This is a genomic window from Pseudomonas syringae group sp. 247E2 (assembly GCF_032587795.1).
Classification (GTDB): domain Bacteria; phylum Pseudomonadota; class Gammaproteobacteria; order Pseudomonadales; family Pseudomonadaceae; genus Aquipseudomonas; species Aquipseudomonas amygdali.
The window spans coordinates 31,844-49,911 of record NZ_JAWHPK010000001.1 but is presented as its reverse complement, the minus strand read 5'-3'; the positions used below and the strand labels follow the sequence as shown (position 1 = coordinate 49,911).

Annotated in this window: 16 protein-coding genes; 8 read left to right on the top strand and 8 right to left on the bottom strand. The window is 58.2% G+C overall.

What is annotated here, in order from left to right:
- Window positions 1–15: 15 nt before the first annotated feature.
- Both RYC18_RS00305 and RYC18_RS00300 read right to left on the bottom strand, forming a co-directional pair.
- Window positions 16–837, bottom strand: coding sequence for a phosphate/phosphite/phosphonate ABC transporter substrate-binding protein (locus RYC18_RS00305; protein WP_010195080.1), 822 nt, complete (start codon window positions 835–837; stop codon window positions 16–18).
- Window positions 838–1,129: 292 nt separating this feature from the next.
- The gene (locus tag RYC18_RS00300) at window positions 1,130–2,260 is read right to left on the bottom strand and encodes an ROK family transcriptional regulator (RefSeq protein WP_005745972.1); all 1,131 of its coding nucleotides are present in this window, start codon (window positions 2,258–2,260) and stop codon (window positions 1,130–1,132) included.
- 165 nt (window positions 2,261–2,425) lie between these two features.
- On the opposite strand from RYC18_RS00300, the gene RYC18_RS00295 reads away from it, so the two are divergent.
- Genes RYC18_RS00295 through RYC18_RS00265 form a run of 7 tightly spaced genes read left to right on the top strand, consistent with a single transcriptional unit; the run spans window position 2,426 to window position 9,245 of the window.
- Window positions 2,426–3,742: an extracellular solute-binding protein gene (locus RYC18_RS00295; protein WP_004667316.1), complete on the top strand. Its 1,317-nt coding sequence runs from the start codon at window positions 2,426–2,428 to the stop codon at window positions 3,740–3,742.
- Window positions 3,739–4,632: a carbohydrate ABC transporter permease gene (locus tag RYC18_RS00290; RefSeq protein ID WP_005745974.1), complete on the top strand. Its 894-nt coding sequence runs from the start codon at window positions 3,739–3,741 to the stop codon at window positions 4,630–4,632. The genes RYC18_RS00295 and RYC18_RS00290 overlap by 4 nt, the downstream gene beginning before the upstream one ends.
- Window positions 4,629–5,522: an ABC transporter permease subunit gene (locus RYC18_RS00285; RefSeq protein WP_316882023.1), complete on the top strand. Its 894-nt coding sequence runs from the start codon at window positions 4,629–4,631 to the stop codon at window positions 5,520–5,522. The genes RYC18_RS00290 and RYC18_RS00285 overlap by 4 nt, the downstream gene beginning before the upstream one ends.
- Complete coding sequence (locus RYC18_RS00280) at window positions 5,519–6,625, top strand: sn-glycerol-3-phosphate ABC transporter ATP-binding protein UgpC (protein ID WP_316882022.1); 1,107 nt, start codon at window positions 5,519–5,521, stop codon at window positions 6,623–6,625. Before RYC18_RS00285 ends, RYC18_RS00280 begins: the two co-directional genes overlap by 4 nt.
- Window positions 6,626–6,631: 6 nt before the next feature.
- Window positions 6,632–7,393, top strand: coding sequence for a glycerophosphoryl diester phosphodiesterase (locus RYC18_RS00275; protein ID WP_002555451.1), 762 nt, complete (start codon window positions 6,632–6,634; stop codon window positions 7,391–7,393).
- Window positions 7,390–8,133, top strand: coding sequence for an inositol monophosphatase family protein (locus RYC18_RS00270; RefSeq protein ID WP_003431801.1), 744 nt, complete (start codon window positions 7,390–7,392; stop codon window positions 8,131–8,133). Before RYC18_RS00275 ends, RYC18_RS00270 begins: the two co-directional genes overlap by 4 nt.
- Window positions 8,133–9,245 carry an endo-1,4-beta-xylanase gene (locus tag RYC18_RS00265; protein ID WP_316882021.1) on the top strand — a complete coding sequence of 371 codons (1,113 nt, stop codon included), beginning with the start codon at window positions 8,133–8,135 and terminating at the stop codon, window positions 9,243–9,245. Before RYC18_RS00270 ends, RYC18_RS00265 begins: the two co-directional genes overlap by 1 nt.
- A gap of 129 nt (window positions 9,246–9,374) precedes the next feature.
- Here the strand turns inward: RYC18_RS00265 and RYC18_RS00260 are convergent, their stop codons facing one another.
- On the bottom strand, window positions 9,375–9,938 hold the full coding sequence (locus RYC18_RS00260) for a single-stranded DNA-binding protein (RefSeq protein WP_002555458.1): 564 nt from the start codon (window positions 9,936–9,938) through the stop codon (window positions 9,375–9,377).
- 9 nt (window positions 9,939–9,947) lie between these two features.
- Entirely contained in the window at window positions 9,948–11,342 is a 1,395-nt protein-coding gene (locus RYC18_RS00255) for an MFS transporter (protein WP_002555459.1), read from the bottom strand.
- A gap of 129 nt (window positions 11,343–11,471) precedes the next feature.
- Between RYC18_RS00255 and uvrA the strand changes: the two genes are divergently transcribed.
- On the top strand, window positions 11,472–14,306 hold the full coding sequence (uvrA, locus tag RYC18_RS00250; protein WP_002555460.1) for an excinuclease ABC subunit UvrA: 2,835 nt from the start codon (window positions 11,472–11,474) through the stop codon (window positions 14,304–14,306).
- Between the two features lie 94 nt (window positions 14,307–14,400).
- Here uvrA and bfr read toward each other — a convergent pair whose 3' ends face one another.
- The 4 genes from bfr to RYC18_RS00230 all read right to left on the bottom strand — a co-directional run bounded on the left by bfr (window position 14,401) and on the right by RYC18_RS00230 (window position 18,061).
- Window positions 14,401–14,865, bottom strand: a complete 465-nt coding sequence (gene bfr / locus RYC18_RS00245) for a bacterioferritin (RefSeq protein WP_002555461.1) — start codon at window positions 14,863–14,865, stop codon at window positions 14,401–14,403.
- Between the two features lie 154 nt (window positions 14,866–15,019).
- Window positions 15,020–16,465 (bottom strand): catalase, encoded by a 1,446-nt coding sequence (locus RYC18_RS00240; RefSeq protein ID WP_316882020.1) that lies wholly within the window; start codon window positions 16,463–16,465, stop codon window positions 15,020–15,022.
- Between the two features lie 166 nt (window positions 16,466–16,631).
- Complete coding sequence (rplQ, locus tag RYC18_RS00235) at window positions 16,632–17,018, bottom strand: 50S ribosomal protein L17 (protein ID WP_002555463.1); 387 nt, start codon at window positions 17,016–17,018, stop codon at window positions 16,632–16,634.
- A gap of 41 nt (window positions 17,019–17,059) precedes the next feature.
- Window positions 17,060–18,061 carry a DNA-directed RNA polymerase subunit alpha gene (locus tag RYC18_RS00230; protein ID WP_002555464.1) on the bottom strand — a complete coding sequence of 334 codons (1,002 nt, stop codon included), beginning with the start codon at window positions 18,059–18,061 and terminating at the stop codon, window positions 17,060–17,062.
- Between the last annotated feature and the right edge of the window lie 7 nt (window positions 18,062–18,068).

Below are 18,068 nucleotides of genomic sequence, written 5' to 3'. Positions count from 1 at the left end.
TAAAGTTGAAATTATTTACTTAAGTTTTGCTGGCAAACTGTTATAAAAATCACGATAGGACGCATAATCCGCTTCCGTCGCAGGAATGAAGGTAATCGGTGCCGGTGCATGGACCAGCTCGGTCGCCTCACGAAGAACCCTGCTACCGTCGGGATCGTTTTGCATATTAAAAAATGCGTTGGCTACCGCATCACGTTCTTTTTTAGAAACCCGAGGGGATGCCATGAGGGCCAGGTCATTGAACGAGGCCGAACTCCACAGCACGCGGAACGACTTACCTTCTCTCTCAGTGTAGCCACTTACAAGCTGTGAATTGGCCCCCATCGCTTGAGCCTTGCCACTAAAGAGTTGGCTGAAAGCGCCATCCATGTTTCCGGCAAACACGGTAGACGTACTGATCCCTTTCTTCACCAATTCCGAGTTTGTGACTTTATAAGCGATGAACGCTTCCGGTCCCGGATACACGACTTCCTTGCCCTCTAGCTCCGAAAGGCTATGAATGGGCGAGTCGGCAGGTACCACGATCTGCCCCTCAAGGGCAGGCGCGTCACGGCGACCAAACACCTTCCAGCCCATCTTGTCGCGTTCCGGGCTAAAAAGATGGTTAGTAAAAGCGAAATCAACTTCTTGCGCGAGCACATAACTTGTTGTATCAGAGGATGTTCGACCTAATTTCAGCGTGAGATTCACGCCGCTTTTGTCGGACACATACTTTATGATTGGATTCCAAAAACTGGCTGACAGATTAAGATTGTACTGATTGACAGGCGAAAAGTTGTAAACCTTAAGTTCTTCAGACGCGGCCACATTTGACAAGGCAAACGACAGGACAACCATTATAGCTTTGCAGCCCAAGCATAACTTCACTTGTCAACTCCACATGCAGACTAACGTCTTACCCAACGGTGATGAGCAATAACTTAAGCTCAGTAATATAGTATGATCGGCCGACAACCTTGAATCTTAAGCACCGACTGCATGAAGAAATATTAATCGGCCAGCCAACACACCTGCCTGCCGCGTCCGGGCGATAGCCTTGAACTGGACAGGCCGAGGTGGCTTTTGCTGCATGACCATTGCCTCGGCCGCAACGTGCAGTACCCAGCAATGAGTTATTGTTGACGACAGATCAAACAAAAAACCGCTCTTTCAACGGCACCAGTGCCGCCCCGATAGCCGCCGCATCGCCATTGGTCTCACTCAGCAATAACTGAGGCCGAGGCGGTGGCGCGTTGTAGCGGTGGGCTCCCCAGAAAGTCGTTGCCGCAATCAGGCGTCTGCCCAGCTCTGGCGGTAATTGCCCGCCAAACACTACCGCCTGTGGATCGAACAGGCCCGCCAGTGCGTTAACCAGACGATCCAGGGTTGGTTTGACGCGTGCCAGCCAAGTGTCCACGCCGGGCCAGTCGGGGTCGAAGCGCAGGCGCAGGTCTTCGATTGAATCTACCTGTACGCCGTTCTGATGCAATTCATCCAGCAGGTAACGCAAGGCCGGACGGTTTATCGACTCTTCGTCGTTGTAGAGGGTGATCTCGCCCGCGTTGCCGTGGCTGCCGAAATACGGTTTGCCGTTGATCACCACGCCTGCGCCGAAACCGAAGTTGAACGACAGGTAGATGAAGTTGCTGGCCCAGGCCCCCACGCCCACCAGGCTTTCACCGATGGCCGCAGTGGTGGCGTTGTTTTCCAGCCAGACCGGCATGCCGAAGCGTTCTTCGAGTATCGGTTGCAAGTCAATCAATGACCAATCGCGCAGCGGTTCAGGTGCATTGATCTGGCGGTTCTCAAGAAAAAAACCGGCGATGGCGAAGCCCATGCCAATTACTCGTTGCGCCTCGATGCCATTGCGTTGAAGCATGCGTTCGATGGTCTGATCAAGCGAATCCAGCGTGCTGTTGCGGCTCAACGGCGGCGTACGCAAGGTGACCTGTTCCAGCACATTGCAGCCCAGATCGGCGATGCAGACCACTGCCGAATCGGTATTGATCGATACGCCGATGACATACACCGCCTCGTTGACCAGCTCAATGCGCGGGCTGGGCTGACCACGGCCGTTCTTCACTCGCTCGCCGCTGCGCAGCAGGCCTCGGCTGATCAGTTCTTCGATCAGGCGGTGCACCGACTGCTGAGCCAGGTCCATCTCGGTCGAAACCGTGGCGCGGGTGATCACACCTCGACGGCGAAGGATATCCAGCAATTTGCGTTCATTCAGGCTCAGCGGTTGGTGCGCATGAAGTGGCGTATCGAGGTCGAGGGGCATGGAATCTACAAATCAGGGGAGGATTAAAACAGTGGGCGTGTAAAGCAGTGTATCGCCCGCCACCCATTGCACACTTCCATCATGAAAATTTAATAAAAGTCGCGCAGGTCACAAATACTACACACAAGCTGTATTAAATGGCACTGAGTTCTTGTGGGTGTCCTCATGCCTTTCATCAGTAAGACGCTTTCCATGCTGGCGCTGCTGCCGTTCGCTGCTCAGGTCTTCGCCGCCCCCGCCGAGTTCTGGTATAGCCACGGCGGCGCGGCCGGAAGTGCCATCGCAGATTTGTGCAGAAGCTTCAATGCACAGCGTGAGGATGGGGATCGCCTGCACTGTATCCGCCAGGGCAGTTATGAGCAGACGCTGCAGAAGACCGTCGCAGCGTACCGCGCAGGCATAGGCCCGGCTCTGGTCGAAATTTACGACGTGGCCACGCCTGACATGCTACTGGGCGGTGCCACTCTGCCTGTCGAGGCCATCATGGCCGGTCATCAAAGGGCCTATTCCGACGACACCTTTCTGCCAGCCTTGCGCCGCTATTACTCCGATGATCACGGCGCTCTGGCGGCCCAGCCTTTTGCGGCGTCCACCGCCGTGCTCTACACGCACCGAAATGCCCTGGCCGCGGCAGGTATCAGCGAGCCCCCCGCCACTTGGGAAGCATTTGCTACAGCCTTGCGGGCCTTGAAGAAAAACGGCCACGCATGCCCTGTCGTCAGCGAATTTTCGCCGTGGATCTGGCTGGAGCAGACCAGTGCAGCGCAAGGCACCGAAGTTGCGGTTCGCGCCGCTGGCACCGAACGCTATCAGTTCGACAAAGGTGCCCACCTGCGCTTGATGAACGACCTGGCGCAATGGACCGCCGAAGGTCTGGTGGTGCACGAGGATTCGACCCGCAGCGGTCAACAGGCGCTGGCTTTCGCCACCGACGACTGCGCCATGCTGATCGACTCCACCGGTGCCTGGAATATCGTGCACAGCACGCTCAAATCCGATATCGATGTCACAGCACTGCCGATTTACGCCAACACCCAACGCCGTACCAACGCTCCCGGAGGTTCCTCGCTGTGGGTGATGCGTGGGCATGCCGCGCGGGATTATCGGCTGGTCTCGGAGTTTCTGGCGTTCGTACTGCAACCGGATAATCAGTTGGTGTTCAGTGCCCGGACCGGCTACCTGCCAGTTACTCAGGCGGCAGCGGCACGGTTGCAATCCGCAGGCAGAGAGCCGTCGGCCGTAATGGTCGGGCTTGCGGCACTTCACGACATTGACGGCCAGCCTTCTACGCCTTTGCGCTGCGGCTTTATCACGCTGATGCGTCTTGTTTGGTCGCAGGAAATGGAAAACGCGCTCGCCGGTCGCCAGAGCGTTGAACACGCCCTGCGTCAGACAACGCTGCGCGCCAACGAATTGCTCAGTCTGTTTCAGCAGATGCATCAGGCCCAGGCCAGCAACGAGTCAGACGGGGCAACGCCATGAAACCTCGGGCGCATTTTCCGCAACCGCGCCTGGCGCTGCTGTTTGCCCTGCCCCAATTGCTGGCCCTCGGGTTGTTCTTTTATTGGCCTGCAGTCCAGGCAATCTGGTGGTCGTTTCATCTGGTGCCGCCCTTCGGCGGTAACGAAATCTTTGTCGGCCTGAGCAACTATTGGCGAGTGTTGAGAGACCCTGGCGTGCTCGCGTCGCTAGGCTCGACGCTGGTGTTCAGCCTGTCGAGCGTTGTGCTTTCGATCCTCATCGCACTGGTGCTTGCGCTGTGCCTTGAACTGAAACTGCGCGGCAACGCAGTGTTTCGCAATCTGCTGATCTGGCCCTACGCGGTATCGGGCGCCACCATCGGCATTGTCTTTCACGTGCTGGCCAATCCGGTGATGGGTATTTTCGCCTGGCTTAACGCGATTGCCCCCGGCACCTGGGCACCCTACGCCAGCCCGATGCAGAGCATGTTGTTGCTGATCGTGGCCTATGCCTGGTGCCTGGTGCCGTTCAACTTCGTGATGCTGGTCGCCAGCTTGAAATCCGTCCCCGATGACTACCTCGCCGCCGCCGCACTGGACGGGGCAGGCCCGTTGCGACGCATGCTCGACATACAGCTGCCGCTGATTGCGCCCTATCTGCTGTTCGTGTTTGTCATCGACCTGCTGGAAAGCCTGTCGAACAGCTTCGGACTGGTCGACACCCTCACACACGGCGGGCCCGGCGATACCACCAACGTACTGGCCTACAAGATTTACACCGACGGTTTCATGGGCCTGGATCTGGCAGGTTCGTCGACACTGTCAGTGCTTATGTTGCTGGCAGTTGTAGCGCTGAGCATCGCTCAGTTCAAACTCTTGTCCCGCTTCCAGCGCCGTGGGGTGAAAGCATGATCGAGCGTCACCGGCTGATCGACGCGGGCGCTTACCTGCTGCTGACGCTCGGGCTGGTGTTCGCCCTGGGGCCGCTGTACGTCGCAGTCTGCTCGGCAACGGTCAGCAACCCACAACTGTTCGCCCACGGCCTTGCGCTGATACCCGGCGACCAACTGCTGGAGAACCTGCAACAAGTCACCCGACGCCTCGACCTGCTGCGCTTGCTGGGCAATAGCCTGCTGGTCGCCACGCTGGTGGTAATCGGCAAGCTGACACTTTCGGCGCTGACAGCATTTGCCGTGGTGTACTTTCGCAGCAGCTACACCTCGGTGATCTTCTTTGCCGTGCTGGGCGCTCTGCTGCTGCCGCTGGAGGTACGCATCATCCCCACGTATGCGGTGGCCAGCGACCTGCTCGGACCGCTACGCAACCTGTTGCAATGGCTGGGCATCCAGTGGCTGCCGGTGCCGACCATCAACCTGCTCGACAGCTACACCGGGCTCGCCTTGCCGCTGATTGCCTCAGCCACCGGCACCTTTCTGTTCCGGCAGTTTTACCAGACGCTGCCCGCCGAACTGGTCGAGGCCGCACGTATGGACGGTGCCGGGCCCTGGCGTTTTTTTGTCGACATTCTGCTGCCGCTGTCGAAGACCAACTTCGCAGCGCTCGGCACGCTGGTGTTCATCGGCGCGTGGAAAGACTACCTGTGGCCGCTGGTCGCGACCAATCGCGAGGACATGCGCACGCTGGTGCTGGGCGTCGCCAGCTTTCTGCCGACCGATGCAACCCAGGTCCCCGAATGGAACCTGCTGATGGCCGCCGCCGTGGTCAGCATGCTACCCCCCATCCTCGTCATTGCGCTCATGCAGCGATGGTTTGTCAAAGGCCTGATCGGAGTCGGTAAATGAACGCGCTCACCCCTATTGCCTGCGCGCCGGATATCGTCCTCAAGGGCCTGCACAAAACCTATGGCTCAGGGCACATCCTTCACGGGCTCGATCTGGTTTTCAAGGCGGGCGAGCTTAACGTCATCCTCGGCCCATCCGGGTGTGGCAAGTCCACGTTGCTGCGCATGGTCGCCGGGCTGGAGGAGGTCAGCCAAGGGCAGATTCTGATGGGTGGCCGCGACGTGACGCGTCTGCCGCCCAAAGAACGCGGCTGCGCCATGGTGTTTCAGAACTACGCGCTCTACCCGCACATGAGCGTCGCCGACAACATCGGTTACGCGCTGAAGCTGGCACGCATCTCACGCAAGGAGCGCGAACAGCGTATTCACGAGTGTGCCAGTTCGCTGGGGCTGGAGGAGTTGCTGCAACGCAAGCCCGGAGAGCTTTCCGGCGGTCAGCGTCAGCGCGTCGCGATCGGTCGGGCGCTGATCCGCAAACCGCCGGTGCTGCTATTCGATGAACCGCTGTGCAATCTGGACAGCGCGCTGCGCCATGAAATGCGCCTGTTGATTCGTAACCTGCACCAGCAGACCGGTGCGACGATTCTGTATGTCACCCACGATCAGACCGAGGCCATGACCCTCGCCGAGCGTGTGGTGATTCTCAACAAGGGCCATGTCGAGCAGATCGGCACGCCCACCGACATCTACGATCAACCCGCCAGCATATTCGTCGCCAGCTTCATCGGCACCCCGCCCATGAACCTGCTGCCTGTGCACTGCCTGGACGACAATGTTCTGATACTGGCCGACGGACAACGCCTGCCCATCAAACTCGGCATTGCCAGCAACCGGACAGGCAAATGGCTGATGGGCCTGCGCCCAGAGACCGTCGTGCTCGGCCAGACAGGCGTCACCGCCACCGTGGAGTCCTCCGAAAATCTCGGCAGCCACAGCCTGCTGTATTGCCAGTTGGCCGGAACACGCTGTGTTGTCAGTCTCGCCGAACGGCAGCATCTGATGCCCGGCACCCAGATTCGACTTGCCATCCATCCCGCGCCCTTGCTGTTCGATATCGAGAGTGGCCAACGCCAGCTCGTTTCCTTCTCCCAAACCACCAAGTGACCCGCCATGCTCAAACCTGCGCCCCTCGTCCGCTCGTCCCTGATTGCCCATCGTGGTGCCAAGGCTTACGTGCCGGAAAATACCCTGCTGGCCCTGGAGAAAGCCGCCGAGTGCGGCGCCGAGTGGGTCGAGATCGACGTGAAGCTGACCCGCGATGGCCAGCCTGTCGTGATTCACGACGATTTGCTGGACCGCACCACCAACGGGCGCGGCGCTGTCGTGCTTCACGAACTTGAGGCCATCCGCAAACTGGACGCAGGCAGCTGGTTCGCGCCTGAATTCGCGGGCCTGCAGATCCCGACCTTCGAAGAGATCGTGGCCTGCGCGCTGCGCCTCAATCTGGGTTTGCAAGTCGAACTCAAACCGACCATTGGCGACGATATCGAGACGGCGGAAGTGGTGATGCCAATCCTCAAAAGCCTGTGGCCCGCCGACAATGATCGGTTGTTCGTCTCCAGCTTTTCGGTGCGCTCGCTAACTGCCGCCCGCCGCTTGTGGAACGACGTACCTCTGGCCATCGCCTCGGTGGTCGCGCCTGCTGACCCGGTCGCTTTACTGGCCGAATATGACTGCCGAATACTTCACGTACTTGACGACATGCTCGATGACCATCACCTTGTTCGCCTGAAAAGCAGCGGCGTCGAATTCGCCGTGGCTACCATCAACAGCCCGAAACGCGCGCGTTACCTGCTGGAACACGGCGCGCAGTCGATTCTCAGTGATTACCCGGACCTGTTGAACCTGCCGAACGGAGGCTGTCTGCAATGAACAACCGACTCAGCGTCGCCATGCAAGCTGTAGAAAAGGCCACTGGCCTGGCCATGGCGTATTTCAACGACCGCCACACCCTCGACATCACCACCAAAAGCGCGCAAGACCTCGTCTCCCGCGCCGACTTTGAAGTGGAGCAACTGCTACGTGCAGAACTGAGCAAACACTTCCCCGACGATACAATCCTCGGAGAAGAAATGGGCGGCGAATTCATCACCGACGGCTGGGTCATCGACCCCATTGACGGCACCGGCAACTACCTGCGCGGCACCCCATTGTGGGGAATCGCGGTGGCGTACATGTCGGCAGGTGAACCCGAAATCGGCGTCGTCGCCTACCCGGCATTGGGCTACACCCTCGCAGCCCGCACGGGCGATGGCTTGCTGCGCAACGGCGTCCCTTTTGTCCGCCCTCAACCACCCGAGCACCTGCGCATCGCCGGCGTCGGCGAAAACACCCGCTGGGACGCCGAAGAGATGGGCAAACTGCACCTGAGCCTGCGCCGACAGGGCTGGGGCTTGGCAGGCTATCGCTGCGCAACCATCGGCCTGGCGTTCGCCGCGTTGGGGCAAACGGATGGGTACATGGAGAAATTCACCAGCCTGTGGGACATCGCGGCAGGCGCAGTGATTTGTCGAGAAGCTGGATTGCTGTGCACGATTGAAGGCGAGCAGAAGCAAGGGTCAATGACTGTGATGGTCGGGCGTGAGGAGTTGATGGAGATTTTTGGTGCGTAATGCGCCGGGCTAATCGACGCAGTTTTCTGACTGCGTTTGTCCGCCTGCTGGCGTGCCTGCCCTTCGTCAACAGCAGACTGCTGGCGGCAGAAACCTTTCCCGCATTGCGCCAGCCTGCAGCCGAGAAAGGTATCCGGTTCGGCTTTGCGGTTGATCCGGCAAAGCTGAATGACGATGCGGCCTATCGGCAACTGGTCGCCCGTCAGGCCAGCATCGTAGTGCCAGAAAACGCCTTGAAGTGGCAGACCGTCCACCCCGAACCAGAGCGTTACAACTTCGCACCCGCCGACGCAATCGCGGGGTTTGCGAAAGCGCATGAACAGCGTATGCGCGGCCACACTTTCTGCTGGCATCGCTCTTTACCCGACTGGGTTCACCAAACCGTCACCCCGACGAACGCCGAAGCGGTGCTGACGGCGCACATCAGTACCGTCGCCAGCCATTATCGCGGTCTCATCAGCGCATGGGACGTCGTCAACGAAGCCATCCAGTTGGAGGATGGCCAGCCTGACGGGCTGCGCAATTCATTCTGGTATCAGATGCTCGGGCCTCGCTATCTGGACATAGCCTTCAAGGCTGCGCACAAGGCCGACCCGGACGCCCTGCTCTGCTACAACGATTACGGCCTGGAAAAGGATACCCATTACGGCGAAAGCAAACGCACTGCCGTGCTCGCCCTGCTGCGCGGGCTCAAGCAGCGCGGCATTCCGATACACGGCTTGGGCATTCAGTCCCATCTGCGTGCAGGCGACACATTTGGTCCGGGCCTTTCCCACTTTATTCTTGCAGTGCGTGATATGGGGTTGTCGATCCACATCACGGAACTGGACGTCGACGACAGCCACTTCACGGGGTCCATCGCAGATCGTGATGGATCAGTTGCAGCGACTTATAAGCGGTATCTCGACGTGGTGCTTGCCACGCGCTCGGTATCTACCGTTATTACGTGGGGGGTTTGGGACAGCCCGCATGTTGCAGGCGCCACGGCCAGCAACGGGCCGTTGGCACAGCGGGCATTGGCGTTTGGCCCGCAAGGTGAGGTGAAGCCGGCGAGCTGGGTGATCGCGCATTGTTTCGAAAACGCGCAAACACAGAAGGATGAGCTGTTTTAGGTGCTCAGCGGCTCCCACGGCAGCAGTGCAGCCAAAATGGTTCAGCGCTTTTTGACGCCTGAAAACGACGAAGCCCCCGATAAACGGGGGCTCCGGGTCTGGACCTGTACAGCAGGGTCCAGCGATATCCTAGAACGGAATATCATCATCAAAGCTATCAAAGTCAGCAGCTGGCTGCGGCGCTTGCTGTTGCGGCGCCGGGCGCGAGTCGCGTTGTGGCGGCTGCTGGTTGTAATTCTGCTGAGGTGCGGACTGCTGCGGCGCCGATTGCTGAGGGCGCGACTGCTGTGGACGAGGTGCGGACTGGTTGTAGTTGCCACCGCCCTGACCTTGTTGGGAGTCGCCTTGTGGGCGGCCACCCAGCAGCTGCATGGTGCCCTGCATGTCGACGACGATTTCAGTGGTGTAGCGCTTGATGCCGTCTTTTTCCCACTCGCGGGTCTGCAGCTTGCCTTCGATGTACACCTGCGAACCCTTGCGCAGGTATTCGCCAGCGATTTCGGCGACTTTGCCGAACATCGATACACGGTGCCATTCGGTCTTTTCGACTTTCTGACCGCTCTGTTTGTCAGTCCATTGTTCGCTGGTTGCCAGACTCAGGTTGGTCACGGCGTTACCGTTAGGCAAGTAGCGAACTTCGGGATCCTGGCCGCATGTACCGACCAATATGACTTTGTTAACCCCACGGGCCATAACGTTCTCCTAGGCTTCGCACGCTTCTGACGCTGGATTGACCAGCTTTTCAAGAGAGGCGCGATCCAATAATTTTGTGTCGAGTTTTATGTAGATGGCCGCCTCTTCAGCAACCACCACTGCATCTGTCACGCCTGCTACGGACATCAAACGCTCTGCCAGGCCTGCTTCACGCTGCGCCTGCGGCGACAACGGCAGACGTAGGCTGGTCACGTAAGGCGGTTCTCGCATGGTCACTGCAAAGGCGAGCCAGACGGCGGCCATGGCTGCACCACCCAGGAACACCACATCGAGCCCACCGTGCTGGAACAACCAGCCGCCCAGTATCCCACCTGCGGCCGAACCAAGAAACTGGCTGGTGGAATAAACTCCCATTGCCGTGCCTTTTCCGCCGGCCGGTGAAACCTTGCTGATCAGTGATGGCAGGGACGCTTCCAGCAGGTTGAACGCGGTGAAGAATACCACTGTCCCGATGACCAGTGCCCGCAACGTGTCGCCGTATGCCCAGAAGAATAGCTCAGCCAGCATTAAAACTGTGACGGCGCCCAGCAGAACGCGCTTCATTTGACGTTTCTTCTCGCCATAGATGATGAACGGGATCATCGCGAAGAAGGAAACCAGCAAGGCGGTCAGGTAGACCCACCAGTGCTCTTCCTTGGGCAAACCGGCTTTTTCGACCAGCGCCAGCGGCAAGGCCACGAAGCTGGACATGAGCATGGCGTGCAACACAAAGATACCCAAATCCAGGCGCAGCAGGTCGGGATGACGCAAGGTTGCCCCAAGGGCCTGTCTGGCAACTCCGGATTCGCGGTGCATCAACGGGCCATTGGCCTTGGGCACCACAAATGCGACGATCAGAAGACCCAGCAAGGCCATACCGCCTGTGGCCAGGAACAATCCCGAAAGGCCAAACATACCGGTGATCACCGGGCCCACCACCATGGCGATGGCGAACGACAGACCGATGGTCATGCCGATCATGGCCATGGCCTTGGTGCGATGCTGTTCGCGGGTCAGGTCAGAGAGCAAGGCCATGACCGCGGCGGAAATCGCGCCGGCACCCTGCAGGATGCGCCCGGCGATGATTCCCCAGATAGAATCGGCATTTGCCGCCACCACGCTGCCAATCGCAAAAATGATCAGGCCGAGATAAATAACCGGTCGCCGTCCGATACGGTCGGAAATGATCCCGAACGGAATCTGCAGCACTGCCTGGGTCAGGCCATAAGCGCCAATCGCCAGACCGATCAGTGCAGGGCTCGCGCCCGCCAGGTCCATGCCGTAGGTTGCCAGAACCGGCAAAACCATGAACATGCCAAGCATGCGGAACGCGAACACCAGGGCCAGACCGCCTGCTGCGCGGGTCTCGCCGCTACTCATACGCTCGCTGTGGGTATCGTGCATGGAATAACCTCGTGTGAACCGGCGGCGATTCTACCAGTCCCATCGTTGTACAGCACATACGCGACGCTTTGCCGCGTAATGGCTCGGAGCCTTATACTCCGTCGTTTATGCCCGCCAAGCGAGGCCGCAGTGGACAAGATCCTGATACGTGGGGCACGAACCCACAACCTGAAAAATATTGACCTGACACTTCCCCGCGACAAACTGATCGTTATCACCGGGCTCTCCGGCTCAGGCAAGTCTTCACTGGCTTTCGATACGCTGTACGCCGAAGGGCAACGCCGCTATGTCGAGTCGCTGTCTGCCTACGCCCGGCAGTTCCTGTCGATGATGGAAAAACCGGACGTCGACACGATCGAAGGTCTGTCGCCGGCGATTTCTATCGAGCAGAAGTCTACTTCTCATAATCCGCGCTCGACCGTGGGGACAATCACCGAGATTTACGACTACCTGCGTCTTTTATATGCACGAGTCGGACAGCCTCGCTGCCCGGACCACGATATCCCGCTGGAAGCGCAGACCGTCAGCCAGATGGTCGATCTGGTGTTGACCCAGCCCGAGGGCAGCAAGTTGATGCTGCTTGCGCCGGTTATCCGTGAGCGCAAGGGTGAACATCTGTCGGTCTTTGAAGAGCTGCGCGCGCAAGGTTTTGTCCGCGCGCGGGTCAACGGCAAGCTGTGTGAGCTGGATGAGCTGCCGAAGCTGGACAAGCAGAAGAAGCACTCGATTGATGTGGTCGTGGACCGTTTCAAGGTCCGCGCCGATCTGCAGCAGCGCCTGGCGGAATCCTTTGAAACCGCCTTGAAGCTGGCCGACGGCATTGCGCTGGTCGCGCCCATGGACGATGAACCGGGCGAAGAAGTGATTTTCTCTGCCCGCTTCGCCTGCCCGATCTGTGGCCATGCGATCAGTGAGCTGGAGCCGAAGCTGTTCTCCTTCAACAACCCGGCCGGCGCATGCCCGACCTGCGACGGTCTGGGCGTAAAGCAGTTCTTTGATATCAAGCGGCTGGTAAATGCCGAGTTGACGCTTGCCGAAGGCGCGATACGAGGCTGGGACAGGCGTAACGTCTATTACTTCCAGATGCTGGGGTCGCTATCCAAGCACTACGGTTTCAGTCTGGAAGTGCCGTTCAAAGAAATCCCGGCCGACATGCAGAAAGTTCTGCTCAACGGCAGCGGCTCGCAGAGTGTCGACTTCCGCTATCTGAACGACCGCGGCGATATCGTCAAGCGCGCGCACCCGTTCGAAGGCATCGTGCCGAATCTGGAACGTCGCTACCGGGAAACCGAATCAGCGACTGTGCGTGAAGAGCTGGCCAAGTTTCTGGGCACGCAGCCCTGCCCTGATTGCCGAGGTACCCGCTTGCGTCGTGAGGCGCGCCATGTGTGGGTAGGTGAAAAGACCTTGCCTGCGGTGACCAATCTGCCGATTGGCGACGCCACGCATTACTTCGAGACGCTCAAGCTGACCGGACGGCGCGGCGAAATTGCCGACAAGATTCTCAAGGAAATCCGTGAGCGTCTGCAGTTTCTGGTCAATGTCGGGCTGGATTACCTGACATTGGATCGCAGCGCGGACACTCTGTCCGGCGGTGAGGCTCAGCGTATACGCTTGGCCAGCCAGATCGGCGCAGGCCTGGTCGGGGTGATGTACATCCTCGATGAGCCGTCCATTGGCCTGCACCAGCGCGATAACGATCGTTTGCTGGGCACGCTCAAGCACCTGCGCGACATAGGCAACACCGTGATTGTGGTCGAGCACGATGAAGATGCGATTCGCCTGGCCGACTATGTGGTCGACATCGGCCCGGGCGCGGGTGTGCATGGTGGTCATATCGTTGCCGAAGGTACGCCGGACGAAGTGATGTCGCATCCCGACTCACTGACCGGCAAGTACCTGTCGGGCCGTGTGAAGATTGCTGTACCCGCCAAGCGAACGCCGCGTAACAAAAAGCTCTCGCTGACGCTCAAAGGTGCGCGTGGCAACAACCTGCAGAACGTCAATCTCGATATTCCGATTGGTCTGCTGACCTGCGTGACGGGTGTTTCCGGGTCGGGCAAGTCGACGCTGATCAACAACACACTGTTTCCGCTGAGCGCTACGGCGTTGAACGGTGCCACGACGCTTGAGGCGGCCGCCCACGACAGCATCAATGGCCTGCAGCATCTGGACAAGGTCGTCGACATTGACCAGAGCCCTATTGGTCGTACGCCGCGCTCCAACCCGGCGACCTATACCGGGCTGTTCACGCCGATTCGTGAACTGTTTGCCGGTGTACCGGAATCGCGTTCACGGGGCTACGGTCCGGGCCGGTTCTCGTTCAACGTCAAGGGCGGACGCTGCGAGGCATGCCAGGGCGACGGGCTGATCAAGGTCGAGATGCACTTTCTGCCGGACATCTACGTGCCCTGCGATGTGTGCAAGAGCAAGCGTTACAACCGTGAAACGCTTGAGATCAAGTACAAGGGCAAGAACGTCCACGAAGTGCTGGAGATGACCATCGAGGAAGCGCGTGAGTTCTTCGACGCCGTTCCCGCACTGGCGCGCAAGCTGCAAACCCTGATGGATGTAGGACTTTCCTATATCAAGCTGGGGCAATCGGCGACAACACTGTCAGGCGGTGAGGCGCAACGGGTCAAGCTGTCACGCGAGCTGTCCAAGCGCGACACTGGCAAAACGCTGTACATCCTCGACGAGCCGACCACGGGCCTGCACTTTGCGGATATTCAGCAGTTGCTGGATGTATTACATCGCTTACGCGACCACGGCAACACGGTGGTGGTGATCGAGCACAACCTGGATGTCATCAAGACGGCCGACTGGCTGGTGGACCTGGGGCCGGAAGGCGGTTCAAGAGGCGGGCAGATCATTGCGACCGGCACACCTGAACAGGTCGCCGAGATGGAGCAGTCTTACACCGGGCATTACCTGAAGCCTCTGTTGATCAGAGACAGGGCTTAACCGGCGTTGTGAAAACGGGTCTGGTTTCGGTCAGACCCAGGTACAAAAAAGCTCCTGTCACGCAAGTGCAGGAGCTTTTTTTATGGCTGCCGAATCAGAACTGCGATTGCAGGTAGTTTTGCAGGCCGATGGACTTGATCAAGCCCATCTGCTGTTCAAGCCAATAAGTGTGGTCTTCTTCCGTATCGGCCAGTTGCACACGCAGGATTTCACGGGTCACGTAGTCACCGTGCAGCTCACAGAGCTCAATGCCCTTGCACAGCGCAGCACGAACCTTGTATTCCAGACGCAGATCGCTGGCGAGCATCTCAGGCACTGTGGTGCCGACATCCAGATCATCCGGACGCATGCGTGGCGTGCCTTCAAGCATCAGGATACGACGCATCAGCGCATCAGCGTGTTGTGCCTCTTCTTCCATCTCGTGGTTGATACGCTCATAGAGCTTCGAAAAGCCCCAGTCTTCGTACATGCGTGAGTGAACGAAATATTGGTCACGAGCCGCCAGTTCGCCCGTGAGCAACGTGTTGAGATAATCGATTACTTCGGGGTGGCCTTGCATCGCACCAGACTCCTGCTTCAAAGCCGATAGTTTGAACCAAGCGCCGCGCAAGGTCACTGAGAAAAACGCAATAAACCGACGAAAAGTGGCGAAATTACGCCGTTAAGAAGCGAAAAACCGCCCAAATGAGGGCGGTTCTGTTTCTCACTTCGACTCAGCCCAGTTTTATACCCAGAGCGCTGGCAATGCCTTCCCCGTAGGCCGGGTCAGCCTTGTAGAAATGCTGCAACTGACGCTGCACGATGTCACTGGAAACACCCCCCATCGCGCCGGCAATGTTACTGATCAGCAGCGCTTTTTGATCAGCGCTCATCAGGTTGAACAACTTGCCCGCCTGACTGTAGTAATCGCCGTCCACGCGATGATCATGACGACCTGCGGCACCACTCAAAGCCAGCGCAGGTTCTGCGTAGCGCGGATCTTCCTTCGGCGCATCCGAATAGCTGTTTGGCTCATAGTTCGGAGCCGCCCCGCCATTGGTACCGAAGGCCATCGACCCGTCACGCTGGTAGCTATGCACTGGGTTTCTCGGTGCATTGATCGGCAATTGCTGATGATTGGTGCCTACGCGATAGCGATGTGCATCGGCGTAAGCAAACACCCGCCCTTGCAGCATGCGGTCCGGTGACAAGCCAACCCCGGGCACCATATTGCTGGGACCAAACGCTGCTTGCTCAACCTCGGCAAAGTAGTTGAGCGGGTTACGGTTCAGCTCCAGTTCACCTACTTCAATCAGCGGATATTCCTTCTGCGACCAGGTCTTGGTCACGTCGAACGGGTTCTCGTGGTGGTTCGCAGCCTGGGCTTCGCTCATCAGCTGAATGCAGACCTGCCACTTGGGGAAGTCACCCCTCTCGATAGCAGTGAACAGATCGCGCTGGGCGTAATCGGGATCAGTACCCGCAATGCGCGCAGCCTCGGCTGGCGTGAGGTTCTTGATGCCCTGCCGGGTCTTGTAGTGCCACTTCACCCAATGACGCTCACCTGCTGCGCTGATCAGGCTGTACGTATGGCTACCAAAACCGTGCATGTGACGATAGCCGTCCGGAATGCCTCGGTCCGAGAACAGAATAGTGACCTGGTGCAGCGCTTCAGGCGAATGCGACCAGAAATCCCACATCATTTGCGGGCTTTTCAGGTTGGTTTGCGGAAGACGTTTCTGCGTGTGAATGAAGTCAGGAAATTTCAGAGGGTCACGGATAAAGAACACTGGCGTGTTGTTACCCACGATGTCCCAGTTACCTTCCTCGGTGTAAAACTTGATTGCAAAGCCGCGCGGATCACGTTCAGTATCCGCCGAGCCACGCTCACCACCTACAGTGGAGAAACGCAGAAAAATCGGGGTCTGCTTGCCGACCGTGTCGAACAGCTTGGCGCTACTGTATTGGCTGATATCACAGGTAACGGTGAACGTGCCATGAGCACCCGATCCTTTGGCGTGGACACGACGCTCCGGAATATTTTCACGGTTGAAATGAGCGAGCTTTTCGATCAGGTGGAAATCATCGAGCAGTAAAGGACCACGCGGGCCTGCCGAGCGAGAATTCTGATTGTCGGCGACTGGTGCACCGCTGGCGGTCGTAAGGGTCTTCTGACTCATGTAAGTCTTCCTCTGGTTGTATAGCCGGTTGATTGGCTTGAGAGGAAGTATTGTGGAAAACTATTGCAGCGTCGAATTCATTAAGCCATGACTATCGATAGGTTTTTTAAATCCCAGACAACAAAAAACCGGGCGCAAGGCCCGGTTTCTCGTTCAAACTGATGTCTTATTCAGCGGCTTCTACAGAGCCACCGACAGGACGATCAACCAACTCGACGTACGCCATTGGCGCGTTGTCGCCAGCGCGGAAACCGCACTTGAGGATACGCAGGTAGCCGCCCTGACGGGTTGCATAGCGCTTGCCCAGATCGTTGAACAGCTTGCCGACGATTTCTTTCGAACGAGTACGGTCGAAAGCCAGACGACGGTTAGCAACGCTGTCTTCCTTGGCCAGGGTGATCAGCGGCTCGGCAACGCGACGCAGTTCCTTGGCTTTCGGCAGGGTAGTTTTGATCAGCTCGTGCTCGAACAGCGACACCGCCATGTTTTGAAACATGGCTTTACGGTGAGAGCTGGTACGGCTCAGGTGACGTCCACTTTTACGATGACGCATGGTTCATTCCTTACCAAACTCGCGTTCGGTGATTACGACGATCAGGCCGTAGCCTTGTCGTCCTTCTTAAGACTTGCCGGCGGCCAGTTGTCGAGGCGCATGCCGAGGGAGAGACCACGAGAAGCCAGAACGTCCTTGATCTCGGTCAAGGATTTCTTGCCCAGGTTCGGAGTCTTCAACAGCTCTACTTCGGTGCGCTGAATCAGATCGCCGATGTAGTAGATGTTCTCCGCCTTAAGGCAGTTGGCCGAACGCACGGTCAGTTCCAAATCGTCAACCGGACGAAGCAGGATCGGATCGATCTCGTCTTCCTGTTCGATTACCACTGGTTCGCTGTCGCCTTTGAGGTCCACGAACGCAGCCAGCTGCTGTTGCAGGATGGTTGCAGCGCGACGGATAGCCTCTTCAGGGTCCAGAGTACCGTTGGTTTCCAGATCAATAACCAGCTTGTCCAGGTTAGTACGCTGCTCGACACGGGCGTTTTCCACCACGTATGCGATACGGCGAACCGGGCTGAACGAAGAGTCAAGCTGCAAGCGACCAATGCTGCGGCTTTCGTCTTCATCGCTTTGACGCGAGTCTGCCGGCTCATAACCACGACCACGAGCTACGGTGAGCTTCATGTTCAAGACGCCGTTAGACGCCAGGTTAGCGATTACGTGATCGGGGTTAACGATCTCGACATCATGATCCAGCTGAATATCGGCAGCGGTAACCACCCCCGAACCCTTCTTCGACAAGGTCAGCGTAACTTCGTCTCGACCGTGCAGCTTGATAGCCAGACCTTTAAGGTTCAACAGGATTTCAATGACGTCTTCCTGTACACCTTCGATGGCGCTGTACTCATGGAGTACACCGTCAATCTCGGCCTCGACTACTGCACAGCCGGGCATGGAGGACAACAAAATGCGGCGAAGCGCGTTGCCCAGGGTATGGCCGAAACCACGCTCGAGAGGCTCGAGAGTGATCTTGGCGCGGGTTGGACTGACAACCTGCACATCAATATGGCGGGGTGTCAGGAACTCATTTACCGAAATCTGCATGGATGCA